Annotated in this window: 19 protein-coding genes and 1 pseudogene; all 20 read right to left on the reverse strand. The window is 40.9% G+C overall.

All coding sequences use genetic code 11. The features are described 5' to 3' along the window. Positions 1 to 175 precede the first annotated feature (175 nt). The gene (locus RIC19_RS09860; RefSeq protein ID WP_350178143.1) at positions 176 to 1,222 is read right to left on the reverse strand and encodes a polysialyltransferase family glycosyltransferase; all 1,047 of its coding nucleotides are present in this window, start codon (positions 1,220 to 1,222) and stop codon (positions 176 to 178) included. Then, positions 1,219 to 1,902 carry an acylneuraminate cytidylyltransferase family protein gene (locus RIC19_RS09865; RefSeq protein WP_350178144.1) on the reverse strand — a complete coding sequence of 228 codons (684 nt, stop codon included), beginning with the start codon at positions 1,900 to 1,902 and terminating at the stop codon, positions 1,219 to 1,221. Before RIC19_RS09865 ends, RIC19_RS09860 begins: the two co-directional genes overlap by 4 nt. Further along, a complete protein-coding gene (locus tag RIC19_RS09870) occupies positions 1,899 to 2,945 on the reverse strand; it encodes a nucleotidyltransferase family protein (protein ID WP_350178145.1) in 1,047 nt (348 codons plus the stop codon). The genes RIC19_RS09865 and RIC19_RS09870 overlap by 4 nt, the downstream gene beginning before the upstream one ends. Further along, positions 2,932 to 4,053: a UDP-N-acetylglucosamine 2-epimerase gene (gene neuC, locus RIC19_RS09875; protein ID WP_350178146.1), complete on the reverse strand. Its 1,122-nt coding sequence runs from the start codon at positions 4,051 to 4,053 to the stop codon at positions 2,932 to 2,934. The genes RIC19_RS09870 and neuC overlap by 14 nt, the downstream gene beginning before the upstream one ends. Then, positions 4,035 to 5,066 carry an N-acetylneuraminate synthase gene (gene neuB / locus RIC19_RS09880; protein ID WP_350178147.1) on the reverse strand — a complete coding sequence of 344 codons (1,032 nt, stop codon included), beginning with the start codon at positions 5,064 to 5,066 and terminating at the stop codon, positions 4,035 to 4,037. Before neuB ends, neuC begins: the two co-directional genes overlap by 19 nt. Then, positions 5,059 to 5,733 carry an acetyltransferase gene (locus RIC19_RS09885; RefSeq protein WP_350178148.1) on the reverse strand — a complete coding sequence of 225 codons (675 nt, stop codon included), beginning with the start codon at positions 5,731 to 5,733 and terminating at the stop codon, positions 5,059 to 5,061. The genes neuB and RIC19_RS09885 overlap by 8 nt, the downstream gene beginning before the upstream one ends. Further along, positions 5,675 to 6,829, reverse strand: coding sequence for a LegC family aminotransferase (locus tag RIC19_RS09890; RefSeq protein WP_350178149.1), 1,155 nt, complete (start codon positions 6,827 to 6,829; stop codon positions 5,675 to 5,677). Before RIC19_RS09890 ends, RIC19_RS09885 begins: the two co-directional genes overlap by 59 nt. Beyond that, entirely contained in the window at positions 6,829 to 7,827 is a 999-nt protein-coding gene (locus tag RIC19_RS09895; RefSeq protein ID WP_350178150.1) for an NAD-dependent epimerase/dehydratase family protein, read from the reverse strand. Before RIC19_RS09895 ends, RIC19_RS09890 begins: the two co-directional genes overlap by 1 nt. Continuing rightward, a complete protein-coding gene (gene lhgD, locus RIC19_RS09900; protein ID WP_350178151.1) occupies positions 7,824 to 9,008 on the reverse strand; it encodes an L-2-hydroxyglutarate dehydrogenase in 1,185 nt (394 codons plus the stop codon). The genes RIC19_RS09895 and lhgD overlap by 4 nt, the downstream gene beginning before the upstream one ends. A gap of 602 nt (positions 9,009 to 9,610) precedes the next feature. Further along, complete coding sequence (locus RIC19_RS09905) at positions 9,611 to 10,516, reverse strand: sulfotransferase domain-containing protein (protein ID WP_350178152.1); 906 nt, start codon at positions 10,514 to 10,516, stop codon at positions 9,611 to 9,613. A gap of 123 nt (positions 10,517 to 10,639) precedes the next feature. Continuing rightward, positions 10,640 to 11,320 carry an NAD(P)/FAD-dependent oxidoreductase gene (locus RIC19_RS09910; protein ID WP_350178153.1) on the reverse strand — a complete coding sequence of 227 codons (681 nt, stop codon included), beginning with the start codon at positions 11,318 to 11,320 and terminating at the stop codon, positions 10,640 to 10,642. A 107-nt stretch (positions 11,321 to 11,427) separates the two neighbouring features. Continuing rightward, positions 11,428 to 12,132, reverse strand: a pseudogene (locus RIC19_RS09915) (UDP-N-acetylglucosamine 4,6-dehydratase); the annotation flags it as partial. A 122-nt stretch (positions 12,133 to 12,254) separates the two neighbouring features. Beyond that, entirely contained in the window at positions 12,255 to 13,352 is a 1,098-nt protein-coding gene (locus RIC19_RS09920) for a hypothetical protein (protein WP_350178154.1), read from the reverse strand. Positions 13,353 to 13,571: 219 nt separating this feature from the next. Continuing rightward, positions 13,572 to 13,796: an SAF domain-containing protein gene (locus tag RIC19_RS09925; RefSeq protein ID WP_350178155.1), complete on the reverse strand. Its 225-nt coding sequence runs from the start codon at positions 13,794 to 13,796 to the stop codon at positions 13,572 to 13,574. Positions 13,797 to 13,811: 15 nt separating this feature from the next. Then, positions 13,812 to 14,537 carry a pseudaminic acid cytidylyltransferase gene (gene pseF, locus RIC19_RS09930; RefSeq protein WP_350178156.1) on the reverse strand — a complete coding sequence of 242 codons (726 nt, stop codon included), beginning with the start codon at positions 14,535 to 14,537 and terminating at the stop codon, positions 13,812 to 13,814. Then, positions 14,534 to 15,133 (reverse strand): GNAT family N-acetyltransferase, encoded by a 600-nt coding sequence (locus RIC19_RS09935; RefSeq protein WP_350178157.1) that lies wholly within the window; start codon positions 15,131 to 15,133, stop codon positions 14,534 to 14,536. Before RIC19_RS09935 ends, pseF begins: the two co-directional genes overlap by 4 nt. Next, the gene (locus RIC19_RS09940; RefSeq protein WP_502930831.1) at positions 15,102 to 16,178 is read right to left on the reverse strand and encodes an N-acetylneuraminate synthase family protein; all 1,077 of its coding nucleotides are present in this window, start codon (positions 16,176 to 16,178) and stop codon (positions 15,102 to 15,104) included. Before RIC19_RS09940 ends, RIC19_RS09935 begins: the two co-directional genes overlap by 32 nt. Continuing rightward, positions 16,156 to 17,058 (reverse strand): dTDP-4-dehydrorhamnose reductase family protein, encoded by a 903-nt coding sequence (locus RIC19_RS09945; protein ID WP_350178158.1) that lies wholly within the window; start codon positions 17,056 to 17,058, stop codon positions 16,156 to 16,158. The genes RIC19_RS09940 and RIC19_RS09945 overlap by 23 nt, the downstream gene beginning before the upstream one ends. Next, positions 17,059 to 18,075, reverse strand: coding sequence for a UDP-N-acetylglucosamine 4,6-dehydratase (inverting) (pseB, locus tag RIC19_RS09950; RefSeq protein ID WP_350178159.1), 1,017 nt, complete (start codon positions 18,073 to 18,075; stop codon positions 17,059 to 17,061). A 6-nt stretch (positions 18,076 to 18,081) separates the two neighbouring features. Further along, entirely contained in the window at positions 18,082 to 19,806 is a 1,725-nt protein-coding gene (locus RIC19_RS09955; protein WP_350178160.1) for an ABC transporter ATP-binding protein, read from the reverse strand. Positions 19,807 to 20,030: the final 224 nt, after the last annotated feature.

Below are 20,030 nucleotides of genomic sequence, written 5' to 3' on the forward strand. Positions count from 1 at the left end.
CTCAGAAGCTGATCAAACTCTTCGGTGGACAGGCTGGTGATGGCTAGAAACTGGGCTTTGTTGTCATATATTTTTGCTACATTCATGTGTAGAAGATAAGCATTTTTTTTGGGAACTGCCCTCGCGCAGGCGTCCACGGCTGTGCGTGTGTAAGCGCGAGCGCGGTTTAGAAAAACTATTCATAATCTTTATTTAACAGTTTAACCTTGTCCCAATAAAATTCGAGCTCATCAAAAACCGTAATTGGCTTATCTCTGATTTGATCGTAATTTGATAAAGTTTCATGACCGAAAATAGAACCATAAAGCAATAACGACGATACTGTACCCACTAACTTACATTGTTTTGCATAGATTAAGACTTCTTCCAGAATCATAGTACTTGGAATAATTTTATAAGGTATCGCATTTCTTTTTAATGCGATACCCCATAGAGAATCAATTTCTTTTTGGTTAGGTCGTAGCTTTATAAAAACTTTCCTGTTTTTCAAATCATTATCTAGAATAGATAGAGATAAATCAATAGTATTATCTGTTACTTCTTCTTTAATTTTGAATACCCGAAAATAAGAGTCCTCAATCAAAATTAAACTATTATCATAGATAGAATATTCTTTTTTAGAATCTAGCTTATCTGGAAGTAATATAACTTTTTTGTTTTCAGGCACGCCAGGGAAAGTTAGTGAAGAGAAACCATAAAACTTGGAATTAGGTATAAAACTATAAGCACCTGGAGAATAGGGTAAAGCTAACGATTTTAAATTAAAACCTCGCAGTATTCTACGAATTGCCCTTACTCTTTCTTTTATTGTATTAAATCTAAATTGTGTTTTAGCCTCTATAAAGGTTAAATAGTGTAAACTATTTGGCGCAATATAACTTGCTGTACCCTCTTCAATAAAATTAATTCCTACACAGTTTGAGTGCGTAATTAAAATTCTTTGATAATAATGGACTAAGTCGATGTAGGCCAAAAAACTATCGCCTTCGGTAATACTGGATAAATAATTATCATAATGCTTTACAAGGTTAAATGTTTTTATTTTAGCTAAAGTACTTTGGTTTTTATCATGAAATGTTTTTACAATTTTCCCCAAACCCTCTGGCGGGCGATAATTTGTATAGAGAAAAATCACATCTTCACTAGCTAAGTTTTCGTATTTTATTACGTTGGCAGCGCAAAAAAAAGTTATCGGCGAATGAATAGTAAAAATATACTTCATGCGCGGTTTTTATTTAAGACCTCAGCTAAAAGCCAATCGAGCTCACTATCAATATCATGAGAGCTGTTTTCCCCCATGATATACTTCCGCACCTTACTCATTTGCTGAAGAGGTTTCTTTTTCAAGGATACCGCATCGATTACATAAAGAGCCCCATTCACCTCCCAAACCTTAGGACAATCTTGTCTCCGCGTGAAGTTACCCTCTTTGGACTTCACTAGCCAGCCCTCTTCGTTATCTTCTCTTAGTATATAGTATGGATTAGCTTTGGTCTCTTTTACAGATACCACCATTTCGCAATTTTCGTCAAATGCTGCTATCGCTTCGCGGATATGTCTCGCGGTTCGAAATGGGGAAGTCGGCTGCAGGAGTATAAGGGTATCTGGTTTGTAGCCCTGAGCTTCATAGTACGCCACGGCATGCAAAAGTACCTCATAAGTCCCTGACTCATCCGTCGCTAGATGGGCTGGGCGGAGGAAGGGCACTTTCAGCCCAAAGCTTTCCACAACGTCTTTAATAGCTTCGTCATCGGTTGATACACATATTTGTTCGTCAGGAAAGACCTCTCTTGCCGCTTCCAGTGTGTATTGAATTAAGGGTTTACCTCCTAGGAGTTTGATGTTTTTGCCCGGCACCCCTTTAGAACCTCCACGAGCTGGTATGATGACTAGTTGCTTCATAAATCCAAATGTTTAACATCCGCTTGCGCCTTTTCAAAATCCTCCGGCTTGCCAATATCCAGCCAATACTGCCGCATAGGGTAGGAGACCAGCTTTAGCCCATCATCGATCAGCGACTGCATCAAATCCGTACTATCGTAAAACTGTTGCTTAGGGATTCTGTCAATGACCGATCTCTTCATGAGGTAAATCCCACCATTCGAATAGTAGGTGTAGGTAGGCTTTTCCCGGAAGGAAAGCACGTGATGATTACTCGTTTCCAGGACGGCGTAGGGGACGTCTACAGAGTAGGGGATCGTCGCCACGGCCATATCGGCTCCCTTTTCCAGGAAATCCAGGAAAAAGTCTTCGTAGTCGAGTGTGGTCAGGATATCGGAGTTGGTCACCAGAATATAATCATGTTGCCAATTATCAATCTGACTCACCGCACCGATAGTACCTAATGCTTCCTGTTCCCAGACGTACTGTATGCTGATGCTTTTAGTCTGTCCGTCACCAAAGTATTCTTCCAACTGCTCTCCCAGGTAGCGTACGGATATCCAAAAGTCATCGATTCCAAAACTGCACAAACGGTCGATGTTGTGCTCAATGATGGGTTTGTCCCCGATTTTGAGCAGAGGTTTTGGGGTATTATCTGTCAGTGGACGAAGCCGACTGCCTCTGCCGCCGGCCATGATTACGGCATCAAGCGGTAGGTAAGATTTAAGCTTTTTTAAATTAATGACATTAACCACTTCCTGATTACCATTGAGGACCGGAAGCACTTTAATATCCTGCTTACGCAAAGCAATAATATCCTGTAGCTGATAATTGCCTTTTTCGATATAGCGGGGCGAGCTGAAAGCAAATTTCAACACACTATCATCAGCATCAAGACCATTGATAAGACCCCGCCTAACGTCTCCATCGGTAAGACTCCCGTGAAGTTTTCCGTTCTCATCAATTAAAAATAAGATGGCATCACTTGCCAGTTGATCCAGTTGTCGGAGCGCTTCCCGGGTGGTGGCATCTTTGCTGATAAGGTGTTTACTATAGGGAGGCATCAGTCAGGTGTTTTAGGATACGGTTAGCCGTACCGGCTTTATGATAAATGTTAATCCCATTGTAATCCCCGGCAGCAAGTGCTTGATTTGATACTGTAACCATGGACTCTGCATCAAAGCTGGCATTGATGATATTACCGCTTTGTGGTCTTCCCTTTTGCCGGTCTCCCACATTGACAACACACTTCTTAAAGGAAGCTGCTTCCACAATACCACTTGATGTATTACCCAGCAAAAAGGTAGCCTGACGCATGGCAGCGAAGTAATTAAGCCTGCCAAAGCTTTCTACCAGGAATATGCTATTAGGCTGTTGATTTTTCAAGGTGTCAAAAGCATTTCGAAACAAAGTCCCTTCGGTATCTGCATTAGGCATGGTAATCACTACTGGAACAGTTTCCGCCAACTGTGCTAAAGCAAACGCAGCCTCCTGACTGTATGTCGAATTTTGACCATAGGCTACGGTCTCAGGATGAAAAGTACAAAGTATAAATTCATCAGTTTTGATACCGAATTGTTTTTTTACCTGCCCCCATGAAGGTAGTTTCAGCTGGCTTAAGTTATCAAGGCTCAATGCGCCAACGGCATATATGTGTGGTGCATGTGTTATCTCTTTTACCCGCTCCGCAAAAGCGTCTGTCGCTACAAAATGCAGGGTAGATGCTAAGCTGATTTGATGCCGGTAGATATTGTCGATAGCCCCCAGGGTTGTTTCCCCACCGTGCAAGTGGGCAAATTTTACCCCTTGAGGTATACCTGCCTGCACGGCTGCAGACATTTCGTACCGGTCTCCCAGGGCTAACACCCAATCGAAATCGTGGACAGCCCAAAACTGACTGAAGTTAGACACTACACTGCCATACGCATCGGCAATAGCCTGTGGGGTGTCGGAGAGGGGCATCCCATAAACTTCGTGAATAGGAAAATCGGTAAAGGCTTCAATTTCTGATTTGGTGTAGCCATGGAAACGGGAAAGATGCGTACCGAAAACGATCAACTCGGTTTCAAATTCACCTGAGTGGACTTGCAGCTCTTTCAACAGCGGCTGATAAATGCCAAAGTCCGCCCGGGTACTGGTCAGCACACCTATTTTTAGCCGAGATCCGTCCATAATAATTTAGTGCCTGCTTCCAGGTCATTATTTAATCGACGCCCAATGATACGGTTCCACTGCATAGGCGAAATTCCATCGCCCGGCCTAAGGGCAATCAGGTGCCCCTCTTCAATGACTGTCCCTTTTGGCAATGATGAAGTAAGATGCAAGCTTTTTCGGGCAATTGATTTGTTTGGTAATTCACTAGGGCTTGGCTCTTTCCGCCCATGCCCGCTTATCGCCAGCTCAATATTACGTATAGCATCGACCATTGCTTTTAATTCATCCGGTTCGAGCGAAGCGCGGTGGTCCGGTCCCGGTAAATTCCGGTCTAGCGTAAAGTGTTTTTCAATTACCTTTGCCCCCATCGCTACCGCTGCAATAGGCACTTCAATACCCAGTGTGTGATCAGAATAGCCCACCGCCACTCCAAAGGCTTGCTGAATCGTCCCCATCGCTTTGAGGTTGACGTCCTGCATAGGGGTAGGGTACTCGGTATTGCAGTGCAAGACCGTAATGTCTTTTCGGTCAAGACCTTCTGAGGTTAGCACCTGCAAAGCCGCTTCAATCTCCCCCAGATTCGCCATTCCCGTGGATAAGATAACCGGCTTTTTGAAGGCAGCCAGTCTTTTCAGATAAGGATAATTAGTGATTTCTCCGCTTGGGACTTTAAACTGAGTAAACCCAAGCTGATTTAAAAAATCAAGACCTTCGGGGTCAAAAGCAGTAGAAAAGAAACCGATTTCTTTTTCATTACAGTACGCTATGAGCTCGTCATGCATACTTTCAGAAAGCTCTAGCTCTTTCAGCATTTGGTACTGAGAGGTATCCTGACTACCCGTATTTTTTTGCTGATATGCTGCCTGTTTGGCTTCCCGGCTAACAATTTTATCAGTGGAAAAGGTCTGAAACTTCACTAAATCAGCACCTGCATAGGAAGCCGCATCAATAAGCGCTTTGGCCTGATTGAGATCACCATTATGATTGACTCCTGCTTCGGCTATGATCAGTACAGATTTCTGCTTATTCATATTGAATGGTTTTGGCAGGAACACCTACTACAGTTGAATAATTTGCTACATTTTTTAAAACTACACTTCCTGATCCAACAACTGCCTCCGTTCCAATAGTTACCCCTTGTTTTACTACTGCATTAGCTCCTACGAACGCTCCGGGTTGAACAGTCACATTACCTGCAAGGGTTGCGGCAGGTGCAATATGTGCATAGTCGCCTACCATACATTCGTGTTCGATAACGGCTGCAGTATTGATGATTACGCCTTCACCAATAATTGCTAAAGGATTGATAGACGTATTTCGGGCAATAAAGGCACCCTCCCCAATTTTTGCCTGCATTGAAATCGAAGCATTTGGATGCTTTACAGTAAGCAATGATTTGCCTTGATCTTTGACTCGAGCTGCCATCTTTTTTCTTAGACGATTATCACCTACTCCCAATGTAAATACATCGAATTCCTGCCAGGGGAATTCTTGGTCTGACTCCAATCCTGCGTATTCGAGTTGGTAGGGATTATTGGTCATTTCATTACGATCTGCATAATAGAGATCGGAATAACCCAAGAGGCGGAGTGCTTCCGCCACTACGATGCCATGTCCAGAGTAACCTAGTAGGCAAATTTTAACCGTCGACGACACTGCTAGGAATATTAACAATTCGATCTTCCAGATATTCAGCATTCTCTTGATTATCTCTCTGACAATGCTCGTACATCGGCAAGCGATACATCAATTGCCAGATAGGTCGGGTCATTACACCATTATCATTAGTTTCCTTCAAGAATACATCTCTTTGTGCGCGATTCTCCAACTTTACCGCCATAAGCCAATAATTCCATTGGGAGGTAGTTTCCGGCAAAGGTATCAGCTCTGCCCCTGTGTTGTTTTCTACAAAGAATTTGTGATATTGTTCATATACTTTACCTTTGGCTAAGCGATATTCCTCTAGTTGCTCCAGTTGAGCTAGCAAAAGGGCTGCATTCACGTTTGGCATTCGGAAATTATAGCCTAACTCATCGTGGTAATACTCGTATGGGTGAGGTTTTTTAGCAGTAGTGGTTAAATGCTTAGCATTTTTTCCCAACTGTTCATCATTCGATACAATTAAACCTCCACCACCAGCAGTAATAATTTTATTTCCATTAAAAGAAAAAGTTCCTATTGCCCCAAAGCTACCGGCTGACTGCCCTTTGCTTTGCGACCCCATAGCTTCTGCTGCGTCTTCAACAAGTGGAATATTCCATTTGTCGCAAATGGACTTGATTTCATGAATGCGAGACATAAAACCAAATGTGTGCATAGGAAGAGTAGCAGCGATTCGCCTCCCGGAATGCTTATTGTAAACGCCATCTTCACGTTTATCGCCAAACTCGTCCAAGAAATCACTCAACGCTTTAGGTGACATACCCAAGGTGTCTTGATCTACATCTACAAAAACGGGCTGGGCACCGTTGTATGCAATTGCATTAGCGGTTGCTACGAAAGTCAATGCCTGCGTAATTACTTCCTCATTGCGCTCCACTCCGACTAAACGTAGTGCCACTTGAATAGCTGCAGTACCGTTTACTACTGCCACTGCTTTCTTTACTCCGGTATACGAAGCAATAAATTCTTCAACTTTATCAACGAATTTACCTACCGAAGATACGAAAGTGGAGTCTATAGTTTCTTTTAAATATTCCTTTTCGTTTCCTTTAAAATGAGGGACATGCAAAGGAATAAAATTGTTGGTTTGATATACTTCCCGGACTTGCTCAATAAATAGTTGGTTGACCATTAATAATTTATTTCGTAGTTGCCGTAATGCTTTTTATTCTTCAATGAATCTGCGTAAACTCCCATCTCAAGAGCATTAATAAGCTCTTTGATTCCCATTGGCACGGTGTATTTTGGCTCAAAGCCTAAAGTCTCTTTTACCTTTTTGAATGATACTTTATAATTTCTTGGGTCAGAACCCTTCTCTGTGTATTTGACCTTTGCATCAGGTAAAAATTCGAGAATTGAGTCTACAATCATTTTCTTTGTGTTGTTATTTACATCGCCTCCTGCATTAAATACTTCGAAATCAATTTTTTCTTTGGGGGCTGATAGGACTAAATCAATTAATTGGGCAAAGTCTCGGACATGACAATAAGGTCTCCAAGTATGTTCGTCAAAAACCAATAGCTCTTCACCAAAGAAAAGATCTCGAACAAACTCACTTACACTAAGGTCAAATCTCATGCGCGGCGATAATCCGAATGCTGTGGCAAACCTCAAGACAGTTGCGGTGTAAGAAACCTTACCTTTCTTTGATAAAAGATGCTTTTCTGCTGCGACTTTAGCTTTAGCATACAACGACAGTGGGTTCAATTCAAACTTTTCATCTGCTAATTCGTTTTCGCCTATAAGACCATAGTTCGAGCAAGTGGAAATAAATAGTAAGTTTGAAATGTTTTTATCGTCAAAGAAGTCAATACAACCTTGAATACCATCTTCATTGATTTTTTTACTTTCAGTAGTGTATTTTTTTGTGATAGGGTCACCAACTAAACCAGCTAAGACAACCACCGAATCAACACATTCTGCTGATGCTAATTGAAGCTTTTTAGGGTCGTTAATATCTCCAAGAATTAATTTATAGTTTGGATCTCCTAGATAGGGTTGAATCGCAAATTGATTTTTGTAAACAAAGTTATCCAGTACTGTTACATGGTAACCTCTTCTTAAGAAATCTGCGGTTATAACTGTACCTACATAACCTGCGCCACCTAAGAGTAAAATATTCTTCTTCATAGGTCTAAATGATTTTTAATGATATGTTCTGCTATCGCCAAAGATGCCGTAGCACCAGGAGATGGAGCGTTTAGTACATGTATTTGGTTGTGAAACCTTTTAATTTCAAAATCCATAAGTAATTCTCCAGAAACTGACATTGCTTGAGCTCTAACCCCAGCTGTTCTTTCTTCAAACATATTTGCTTCAACATCTGGAATAAGTTTTTTGGCTTTTTTTACAAAGCCATCGATTGTCATAGAACTCTTCAATTCCTCAATACTGAATGCAAAATGATTTTTAAGGAATCGTAATAAGCCTATGTATGATAATGACTCAATAGCTTCTCTCAAATCAAAGTCTTTCCATGTGTACCCTTCCCTACTTAATGCTAATACAGCATTAGGTCCGACCTCTCGACCACCGTTAAGTAATCTGGTGAAATGGACTCCTAAAAAAGGAAATTGAGGGTCAGGGACAGGGTAAATTAAATGGTTTACGAGATGATTGAACTCTTTTTTTAACTTCAAATATTCACCTCTAAAAGGGATTATTTTCAGATCTGGTTTTTTCTTGGTAAAAAGCTTGTAGTTTTTATCAGAATATAAACCAGTACAATTTATGATAAAATCAAATTCCTGACCAAGCTCTGGTGTATGAATTACAGACTTTTTCGTATTCAATTGATCAATACGGATAACTTTAGAGTTTTCTAAAACTTCGCCTGCATTGTTTTTGATAATTTTTTCAAAAGCTTGTAGTACTGATTTGTAGTCTACGATACCTTCTTCGGGAACAAGCAGGGCTTCTTCTGCTCTAACGTGTGGTTCTCTTTTTCTAAGTTCTTGCTTTGTTAAAAAGGTTAGACCATTTAATCCATTTTTTTCCCCCCTTGTTGCTAAATCTCTCAATCTTCTTATCTCATCATATGTTGTTGCTACAACAACCTTACCCGATATATCATGATTAATATTATGTTCTTCACAAAAAGATACCATTTTATGAATACCATCTACAGCCAGTTTGGCTTTTAGCGAGCCCGGTTTGTAGTGTAATCCGCAGTGCAGCACACCACTATTATTTCCAGATTGATGACTCCCAACTTGGTCTTTTTCAAATACGGTTACGTTATGACCTTGCTTAGAAATTAATTGGGCTATTGCTAAACCTAAGATTCCTCCTCCTATTACTCCTACATCCATATTGCTTAGAATTACTCTTTAAATAGAGGTGATGAGGATTTATAACATTTTTCATGCGATAATCCCGCTAGAGGCTTTTGACTCTAAAGTTTTGCAGGAAAACAGTATCCGCCATGGTATTGTACCTCAAAGGGGTAATAACTCTGCAAATCAAACTAGCCATTTTTGTTCTTTTGACGCCAATGATTGCATGTTTTACCTGGATCCTCTGCTTGTTTCCTCGTTTGTGGAATTCTTCTTGAAATTTTATTTTGATTGCACTTCATGAGTATTGAATGGTTGTGCTGTATGAATTGCCTGGCAAACTATTAGTCCATCGCAATCATTGTCCTCTAGCCATCATAGCTGGAAGTCAGGGTCAGCCTTTAAGCGTTTGAGGTCAGTCATCTTCTAATTCTAGTCGCCCCCGTGGTAATTGAACCTGGAAAATGGTTATTTAATTGGGTAGGCTCCTAATGTTTTTTGATAATATAGTGCGACCTTTACCACTGCAATTTTATTTGTATGAAGTAGTCAAGATTCTACACTATATGTCATTTAGCGGAATCTAGATAGGGGGTATCCTGAAATTAGTTTCGAGACACTGGCTCAGAAGCTATAGTCTATTCGTATTTAATATTTAGCGAAGTGATTATTGAGTTTTTTTCTACCTTATTTTTGATATAATCAATTGTATCTTCTGTTAATTCGTTTTTATATGACCCTATTATACCTTTTCTTGCAAACTCCCCTTTGTTAGCCGCCGCCATGCCATGTTGTTGATCTTTAATTCGACCCATAGTTTTAACGGAATTAAATGATGATAACTCTATAGCTTTTTTTAACTTATCCAGATCACAATTATGATTTGGATAAGAGAAGCTGAGTATTTTTTTAAAACTTCCTACAGGTTCTTTTAAAAGCTCTTCGTAAGAGACTGCAAGAACTTGATGTTCGTCAAGTTGACTGTAAGACACCATATATTTTTCCCAGTCTACATATCTTAACTTTACGTAGGCGTTTATATCATTTTTTGGATAACCGATTCGCTTTAAATTATTTCTGTTTTTCACATGATAGTTCCAGGAGGAGGCTAATGTATCTAGCGGATTTCTATATATCAATAAGTACTTAGATATGAATTTAGAGTAATCGCTTTTGAATGGTGCATGAGTCCAGACGATTTTATCTATTAGGCTATTACTTTTTCTGGAATACTTTTTTCTATTGAAAGGACGTTCTAATATTAAATTTTGAATCTCATTCAATTCAGAATAAGTGATAGTTGATGCTACTGTTTCTTGCTGTAAAATTGAATAATGTGCTAAAAAGAAACGCAACCAGGTATTACCGCTTTTAGGATATCCGCAGAGAAGAACATGTTGTCTAGAAAATTTTCGGATTAGTTTCAGGTTATTAAATTCTATCTCTGTTAGTTTTAAATTACGTTTCTTCCAGTTTATAGTTTGGTTGTATATTAGCAACTTTAGATACAACTTAGGGAGATTTTTTTGGATTATTTTTTTCATTAGATTTTAATCTAAAGTGGTCTAATTCCCCGATGCTTGCATCGGAAAGAAATAATGTTATGCCGCTTGATACTCCGAGGCTCTGCCTCGGGGCAGTTCATTCAAGTTAATCAAGTTAAAAGATTAAACAAACGTGCGCGCACCCGCTTGCGCGCCGCGTGCATACGCGGAGCTCCGAAAGCGGACTCGCAGGTTGTGCAGGCCGCAACCAATGATGAAAATTTGGTGCCGTATATTTTGCTTCCAGTACCGCATCGGGCGGGAGAGCAAGGCCAATCGTTTGATGCCGCTGATGCCATGAACTTTAGACTTTTCAAATACTTTTCCTGAATGCTTTTCAATATCCCTCTTAAAAGAATACAATACCTTCTTATAATCAACTATACCCTCTTCAGGTACCAATAAGGCTTTTATAGCCCTAGCATATGGTTCTCTTTTCTTTAATTCGGCATTATTTAAATATTGAAGCCCCTTCAGACCATTTTTTTTCCCTCTGAGGGCAAGTTTTTCAAGCCTAGATAGTTCTTCAGAACTATTAGCTACCACGACTTTACCACAAACATCATGATCAATATCGTTAACCCTGCAGTACTCTATCATTTTCCTTACTCCTTCAACTGCAAGCTTTGCCTTTAGAGAGCCTGGTTTGTAATGTAAGCCACAGTGCAATACCCCACTATTATTACCTGATTGATGACTTCCTATAGTGTCTTTTTCAAAGACAGAAACTTGATGTCCTTTTTCTGATATCAATTTTCCAGTGGCTAATCCAATTATTCCACCTCCAACTACTCCTACTTTCAAGATATAGAAATTAAGGTTTTAAGATTGAGTATGAAAAATAAAGTCTTCTTAAAACGAATTCTTTAAGGAAGACGACCTTTATCCAATTTTGGAAAAAGTTAATTTCTCCTGTCTGTTCCAAGCAGGCAAGACATAAGGCAGAGCTCTCCCGATTCCTGTGGAGTTACAAAATATCGCCTTACATCACTCGGCGCCACAATAGGCTGAGTTTTCGCTAACCTTTGATTAAAACTATGTAGTAAAGAACCATCCGAAAATGCCACATTGGCAAATCTTGCCATCGAGATACCAATATTTTGGCTTTCGCGCATGGCAAACATTTCCATAATCCGCTTTGAAGCCCCCATCATGTTGACCGGATTTGCAGCTTTGTCTGTCGATACGCAAAAATATTTTCGGGTGCCTTTATCTATGCTTTGTTGAATTGTTTTCGTCGTATTGAAAATATTGGTTTCAATCATCCGCATCAGCGTATAGGGGTCTTTTTCGCTGCGTACGTGCTTCAAAGCTGAGAGATTTAGTACGTAGTCATAAGAGCCATCGGCCTGAATAAATGCATCGTATTGCCAGGAGCCGATATCGAGAGCGAAAGTCTTGAATTCTCCATCGATGTATCCATAGGAGCTTCGTATGTCTCTGACCAGTTCTACCAGATTGTTCTCACTGATGTCGACAACATGCAGCTTTTTGGGGTTGCGTTTAAAAATTTCTTTCGTGACGGCTTGCCCTATAGAGCCAGCACCACCAAGTACCAGAAAGGTAGAATTCGTCACTAAATCATCTAGTGTCGATTTCACTTTTCTCACATCCACACTTAATAAACCACTTTTTCGATTAAGTAAACCTAGTATACTCAATTTTTGATATTTTACAGTAGTTATTGATGAGAAAACTTATCGAGCTTTGACTATGTTTTATTGGAAATTACAATCGTTTATGGGTTTTGTACATCAATTGGTTGTCCCCCAATCATCTTAGGGTACACACTTTTTAGTTTTGAAGTATAGTTTGAAATACCCATTTTTAATACATTTTCTAATCTTCTATCTCCACTCACAAGTCGTTTTGTAAATAAATTATGCATAAACATATAATTCATAAATATATCGTGGACGGAGAAATTCAGTGTTATAGTTGCTAGCTGTTTCGGGAATGGATTACCATATGAAGGATCGTAATCATAACTTGTAAATAAGTCTACTCCATATATCTTAATGGATTTTGGATTGAATAACAATAAATCAGCTACCGTATTCTCCATCATTGAAAATGAGCCATTCCAATTTAAAGTAACTGTACTTGGGATGACATGCACAGAACCATGTTTGGATAGATTTTCAAGATATTTCGTCCTTTTTACGATATGGAACTTAACATTAGGAATTATATCATTAAAGCCTTGCTTTTTCAGACAATCAATTCGATAGTTATTGTATGTAACTATGGATGGTTGAGCATGATATTTATTTTTAACTGCTTCACGTTTTGAGTTAAGTGCATTAAGCTCTACGATAATATCATGGCTTTCAATTTCTTTTTTATAATTATCATCGAACTTTAAGGGACCTACAATTGCAATAGACTTGGAGTTTATAAACTCAAAGAGTTGTGGAGCATCATTTTTGGCTTTTTCGTAGTTATTTAGAAATATTGCTTCCCAATATTTATTGTTATTGCCTTTAAGTCTTTGGATTTCTTTTTGGAACTCGTTAAGATTGCCACTATCAAAAAGCTTAGCTAAGTTTAATGTGTTGTAATTAAAGGGATAAACCACTCTATTTAGCTTGCTTTTTGCATCGAATTGCTTATAAGAGAAGTTCCTACACATAAGTGAGGATTGGAAAAAACCCATAGCCAAAAAGTACATTGAAAACTCTAACCATTGACCAGGAGTCAAAATATTTTTTGATCTTTTGATTTTTTCTAAAATGGAAAGAACTTCTTCTTCTGATCGACTTTCTTGATATGAGTAGACGATGGCATATAATAGGCTTTTTATATTGTTATCGAACTCAACATCTAGTTCTTTCAAGTGGAATTCTATTAAGTTCAAGTTGTAAGAATCGTTAATCAAATTAGATAGAAGCATTTGAAACTTGACAGCCCTAGGATTTCTATTTCTGTACTGTTGGAGGAGAAGACTGTGCTTTTTACCTATAAAGGATGTGATTTTATTTCCTATTCCGTGTTTCATCTATTTAAGTTCATTTTCGTCGAGAAAGAATATTTCCTACTTATTTTGCTACTATTCTTATTCTCCAAGGAAACGGTCTCCTTTCTTATAAATTCGGGTAGACCGCTTACCTATCCAGCCTTTTAGAAATTTCGGATGCCCCCCATACCCCGGTCGAATACTCCGCACATTATCCTCCGTAATCACCTCCCCCTTCTTAATATCCTTCACCACATAAAGCGAACGGCTAAACGCCCGCCCTTTAATCTGTGAATTCTCCGAGGCTTGCCTCGGAGAATTCACAGATTTAGGATTTTTTTACTGCTTATTTGAAATTTCCAAATCTGAAACGTCTCCTTTGTTTCTTATCTGCATCTTTAACTCTGCTAAAATCCAGTCTTCAATGTTGTCGATGTCTTGTACTTCAATTTCACTAAGCAATAATACTCCACTATTTGCTCCAAATAGCTTTTGCTCTTTCATAAAGTTATCAACACAGAGCCAGTAAAACTGGCCCGCATCATGATAGGCTGTAGGTAGGTCTTGTGAGCGAGTTTTCTCATATTCTGGCCAATTCATCAATACCCTACCATCAGGTTCCATCTTTAAGGACCGCCAAATAGGATAGCTGAAATTAATTGCAGGAAAGACCGACATGTAGCCTTTTGCTTCTAAAATATTAAAGGCTTTTTTCAGGTTAGCCGTACTAATAAGAGGAGCAGTAGGGTATATACAGCATACAAATTCAAAAGAATTACCTATTATTTTGTAATGCTGCAGCACTTCATGAATAACATCTGAAGTAGTTGCAAAATCATCTGCATTTTTATTGCTTCGCATAAAAGGCACCTTTGCTCCGTGGCTTCTTGCAATCTCAGCTATTTCTTCATCATCTGTGGAAACCATTACCTCATCAAACAAACCTGATGCTATAGCAGCTTCGATGGAATAACTAATTATTGGTTTTCCCAAAAAAAGCTTAATGTTCTTACGAGGAATACGCTTACTGCCTCCTCTTGCAGGTATAATGGCAAGTTTGCTCAAATTGTAAGAGTATTATTATTAGAGTTAGTTAATTCATGATACTCGGTAGCCAACAAAGAAATAATTAACGAATCATAATAGGCACCCTTATAAAAACAGTTTTGACGAAGTTTACCATCAATTTTGAAGCCCATTTTTTTTGTAAAAAAATCGATCTTTGCATTGTCGTATTCATATAGTTCCATCCATATCTTATTCATATTCAGAAAATTGAACCCATACTCTAACAATCCCTTTGCTGCATCACCGCCATAGCCCTCAGAATTTAGATATTCACCCTTTTCACCTATATAAATTGAAAAGTCGGCTGATCTCAATATCCAATCAATGTATAGTAGCCCGCCGGCGCCTATGAGTCTATTATTTTCTAATTCAAGGATAGCAAACATATAGTCATTGGAACTTTGGTTCACTTTAGTTAGCCAAGCCCGCTGGTTGTACATACCCAACTCTTTGACTTCTCGAAAATTTTTTCGGAAATGAGGCTGATTCCTCCAATCTCGGAGTTGTTCCAAATCATCATCTTCAATGGCACGAAGGCCTATTTTTCCCTGTATTATCATCTCAGTTGAAGTGCTTTTCTGTAAAATGCTCACCAGCAGCGATAGATTTCTTTAATTCTTTCCCAACCAACTCATCGATAAAATAAGGCGCATAACTTGCCTCAGGCTTAGGGCGTAAGACAACTATATCTTCTTTTTTAAGAATACTACCAATTTTCATGTTGGCGACGGCCCGTAAAGATCTTTGTTGTACGACCAACGAATCCTTTTCGTTCTCCTCAACTTTCTTAACACCATCTCCCAGCGAACAGTAGATTTCATTACCTAAATCTACCATGGTTCTCCACAATGCAGGGTTCATGGCAAACTTATGATCGGGGCCATCTCGGTGATTGTCATCAGTAAAATGCTTCTCAATGATCCTTGCACCAATCGCGATAGCCCCTCCAACCGTAGCACAACCGAGTGTATGATCAGAAAGCCCCAGCACCACATCTGGAAAAGATTCCTTATAAGTATTAAGTACATTGAGGTTCACATATTTATACTTATCAGCATCAACAGTATAGTTTGTATTACACTGCATTAAGCAAACCGGGTTATCATATTTATTAGCAACCTTCATTACTCTTTCTACATCTTCCATTTCTGAAGCTCCCGTTGCAATAAGCACTGGTTTATTCTTTGAAAAAATGAATTCTATTATGTCGATCCATGTAATATCACCCGACCCTATTTTATAAATATCAACAAAGGGATCAACTAAGTCAACGGATTCAAAATCATAAGGGCTGGTGAAGTACTCGATACCAACTTCGTCACACTTCTCTTTAAGCTTTGCAGTCCATTCTTTGTTGATACTAGCATCTTGGTAAGTTTCAAAAACTGACTTTTTCCAATTCTCCTGATGCGAAAGCTGTCTTGAAAATTGTTTGAACCCTTTCTCGCTAACAATTTTTGATGCCTGGAAATTCTGAAACTTTGCTGCATTAGCACCTGCTTCTTTGGCGAGTTCAATCAACTTAAACGCTCTTTCGAGCTTTCCGTCGTGATTGGCTCCGATATCAGCAATATAATAGGGTGGATGATTGGGGCCGACAGGCGTATTTCCTATTTTAAAACTCTTGTCCATATTCATATACTTGATTAAAATCGCGTTGAAGTGTTTTAAGACATTCCTCAATACCAGGCACCGCCACTCCTGAACTTTCCAGCCTGGTTGTATTGAGACTTGTGTTCAGTGGTCTTCTTTCTCCCAAGCTTACAGGATCAAGTTCTACCGGCTTAATAATATCCTGATCAAAACCAAAGGTAGCTGCAACTTTAATAAGGAAATCGTACTTGCTCAGCGGGTTTTTGCATCCAAAATGATAGGTACCCGGCTCCGGGCTCAGGTTATGAAATTGCACAAGCATTTCAGCAAGATTACCGGTGTAAAGAGGATTGAACATTACATTGCTGAAGCCATTGATTTCCTTCCTTTGTGCAAGCTCCTTATAGGCCCATTCAAAGAGGGATTTTCCCATCGGAAAATGGAAACCAAAAATATTGCAGCGGACAATAAAAGCTTCGTAGGCATTAGCGGTTACTGCCAGCTCGCCCTGATGCTTCGTTTCTGCATAGATGTTAAGAGGCTTTGTTTCATCCGTTTCACGGTAGCGGTCTTTTTGCCCATCAAATACCGAGTCTGTAGAAATATAATATACCTTCTTAATTTTGCTACTCAATAACTCCGGAGACTTAACGTGTAACCTTTTCGTCTCTTCGGGATTCTCCTTACAATACGCCAGGTTAACAAAAGCTGCGCAATGGACCAGAACATCAAAGTGCTGATCATTCAGAAATTGTGATAGCGCCTCAAGGTTGGAAAGATCTAATTGAACGTGATTTTCAGAAGCCTCAAAAGATGATCTGGAGAGAGTAGTAATCTTGGCATCATTGTAAAACGACCTGAAAGCATCAAAGACCATTCTTCCAAGCATTCCAGAGGCTCCAGTTATCAATATCTTTTCTACCATCTATACCTCTCTAAAGTTTGGATCAACGTGTTCTTTGATTAGCTTTCTTAAGCTTTCCACCGTCTCCCACTCCGTATTCTCCCCGGAATTATACCGAAAGCCCATGTCCACTTTCTCCGCTTTGAAGTGCTCCACGTATTCGCCCAGCTTCCATTTGTGAGTAGAAGGCAGGATAGCGTAGTATTTGCCCAAGTCGTAGGTGTAAAAAGAGTCAGAGGCCGTAATCATCTCCTCATGGATTTTCTCCCCCGGACGGATGCCGATAACAGGCTTTTCGCAATCCGGGCCAATCGCTTCCGCTACATCCAGTATGCGGTAAGAGGGGATTTTTGGCACTAGGATTTCACCGCCCCAGGCGTGCTCAAGTGCGTGCATCACCATATCCACCCCGCTCTGCAGGCTGATGTTGAAGCGGGTCATTGTGGGTTCTGTGATAGGTAATACCCCCTCTTTCCGTTTCTTCAAAAAGAAAGGAATAACTGAACCATTACTGCCCATCACATTACCGTAGCGCACTACAGAGAATTTGATGGGGTTCCAGCCGGTGATATTGTTGGCAGCGACGAACAGCTTGTCTGAAGCAAGCTTGGTGGCCCCGTACAGGTTGACAGGAGCGGCGGCTTTATCGGTAGATAAGGCAACTACCCGTTCCACTTCTGTTTCCAGACAGGCATTGATCAGGTTCTCTGCACCAAGGATATTCGTTTTCACGCACTCCATTGGGTTATACTCCGCAATAGGCACATGCTTCATAGCCGCAGCGTGGATGACATAATCAATGCCTTTCAGCGCTCTTTTCAGGCGTTCGTAGTCCCGGATATCACCAATGAAATACCTTACACCCGGATACTGACTCGCCGGGAACTCCTGGGCCATTTGGAATTGCTTCTGCTCATCGCGGGAGAAAATGACGAGGCGCTTGATTTTTGGCGAAGACTCCAATATCTGCTTGGTCAAAGCTTTGCCCAGGGAGCCGGTCCCACCGGTAATCAGTAAACTTTTAGCTGTTAAATCCATCGCTGTTTATAATTCTTGCAATTCTACCATCCGTTTAAACGAAACGGACTGCTCAATTAATTCTTCATAGCTACCAATGTGGTCAATGCGCCCTTTTTTCAGCACCACTACCCGATCAGCATTTTTGATGGTGCTCAGGCGGTGAGCGATTATTAACATAGTGTACTGCCCTTTTAGCAGGTCTATGTTTTCCTGTATCGCCCGCTCTGTTTCCGAGTCGAGGGCAGAAGTAGCCTCGTCCATAAATAGGAAGTCGACGTCCTTGTACAGCTCCCGCGCAATGGAAATCCGCTGTTTTTGCCCCCCACTGAGGCTGATGCCGTTGTTGCCGAGGCGGGCGTCCTCTGCGGTTGGCTGTTCCAGCACAAAGTCGAGAATACTGGCCTTGCGCAGGGCTTTCCGGAAGCGCTGCAAATTTTTCGGCGTCTTTTCCGCCCAGAAGGTCACATTATTGAAGACCGTATCGTCAAAAATGACCGCTTCCTGCGTAATGTAGCCAATGCGCTGCTGCAGGGATCGAATATCGATCTCCTGACTATCCAGGTCATCAATGTACATCTGCCCTAGACTTGGCTGCAGCAGCCCGCTCAGTAGGTTCATCAGGGTGGTCTTGCCCGAGCCACTTTCGCCCACCAGGGCCAAGGTCTCATTGCGGTGCAGGCGCAGGGTGATATCTTGTAGTATCCAATCACCTGTCTGATAACCGAAGTTGACCTTTTCCAGAGTAATGGCATCGGCAAAGCCAGGCACTTGGGTTTGCCCATTCTGCTCCTGCTCTGCGCGCAGCTGTGCCACAAAGTCGGTCATATTGGTCAGAGATCCGGAGAAGCTTAGGAATTTATTATAAGAGGTCTGTAAGGCAGTAACTGAACTCAACGCCCGGTAAAAAAAGAGTAGGCTTAGGATTATAGTCGCCAGACTGCCACCCATTAAGTGTACCTGCACTAGAATAGTGCCCACCACAATAGCCATCATCAGGGGCTCCCGAACCCCTGCCATTATGCTATTCAGCACCCCCATTTTTCGCACCGAGTCCTCAATTTCGTACACCTTTTCTTTTAGGTTTTGGGCGTAGCGACGAATGCTCCCCGTTGCCTTCAGGTACTTAAAAAAGGCGACTTCTTGGATGAGTAAGCCCTGAAAGCTATGGCTGCTTTTTACCAGCCGTTGCGATAGCGCTTTGGTCTTTTTGTATAGAATGCTGAATAAAAAATTAGAGAGTACACCACCCACCAATACCAGCAGCGCAAACTCTGGATTAGCCAGGAAAGCTAGACCCGCGTATGTCAGCACGAGCAAACCCTTCTGTAACATTTGGCTGTACATACGGTAGGCCTGCACGACCCGCTGCACTTCTCCGCTCAATGTATTTTGTATAGCGCCAGCGTCGGCGGTCACAAAGGCTTGGTAGCGGTACTTGGTTAGGGCGTCTATCGTTTCCACCCGTACCTTGCGGATGAAGTACTGCTGGTAAATCACATTAAGGTAGGTTTCCAGCCATTTGGCAATGCCCTTCAGGCAGAAGAAGAGCAGCATAGTGAGCAGCACCACAGTGAGGGTGAGCTGCAGCCCGAGGGCTTGGATGCCGTCGAGGAGAAAGGCCAGGTTGCCCATAGCGGCACTGGAAGCTTGGGTTTCCTGATCGGCGACCAGCTCTAGTAGGGGGAGGAACATGGCTAGGCCTAGCCCGTCTAGCAGTCCGACTAGGATGCTGACGATTAATAATAGCACTAACCTGTACCGGAGATGCTGGTAGAAGTAGGCAAGGGAACTGAAGTGTTTTTTTAGGAAGGTTTTGATGCTATATTTTTTTAGTTGAGAAGAGGAGAAGTTTAGGCGAGGGAGTTGAAAAGTGGAGGACTTGGGGGGTGCCGGGGAAAGTTGAGAAGTTGAGTGACCACCGGTACCCTACCTCGGCTACTCCTCAACTCCTCAACTATTCCTCTTCTCAACCT

This window comes from Phaeodactylibacter sp., from assembly GCF_040219495.1.
GTDB lineage: Bacteria > Bacteroidota > Bacteroidia > Chitinophagales > Saprospiraceae > Phaeodactylibacter.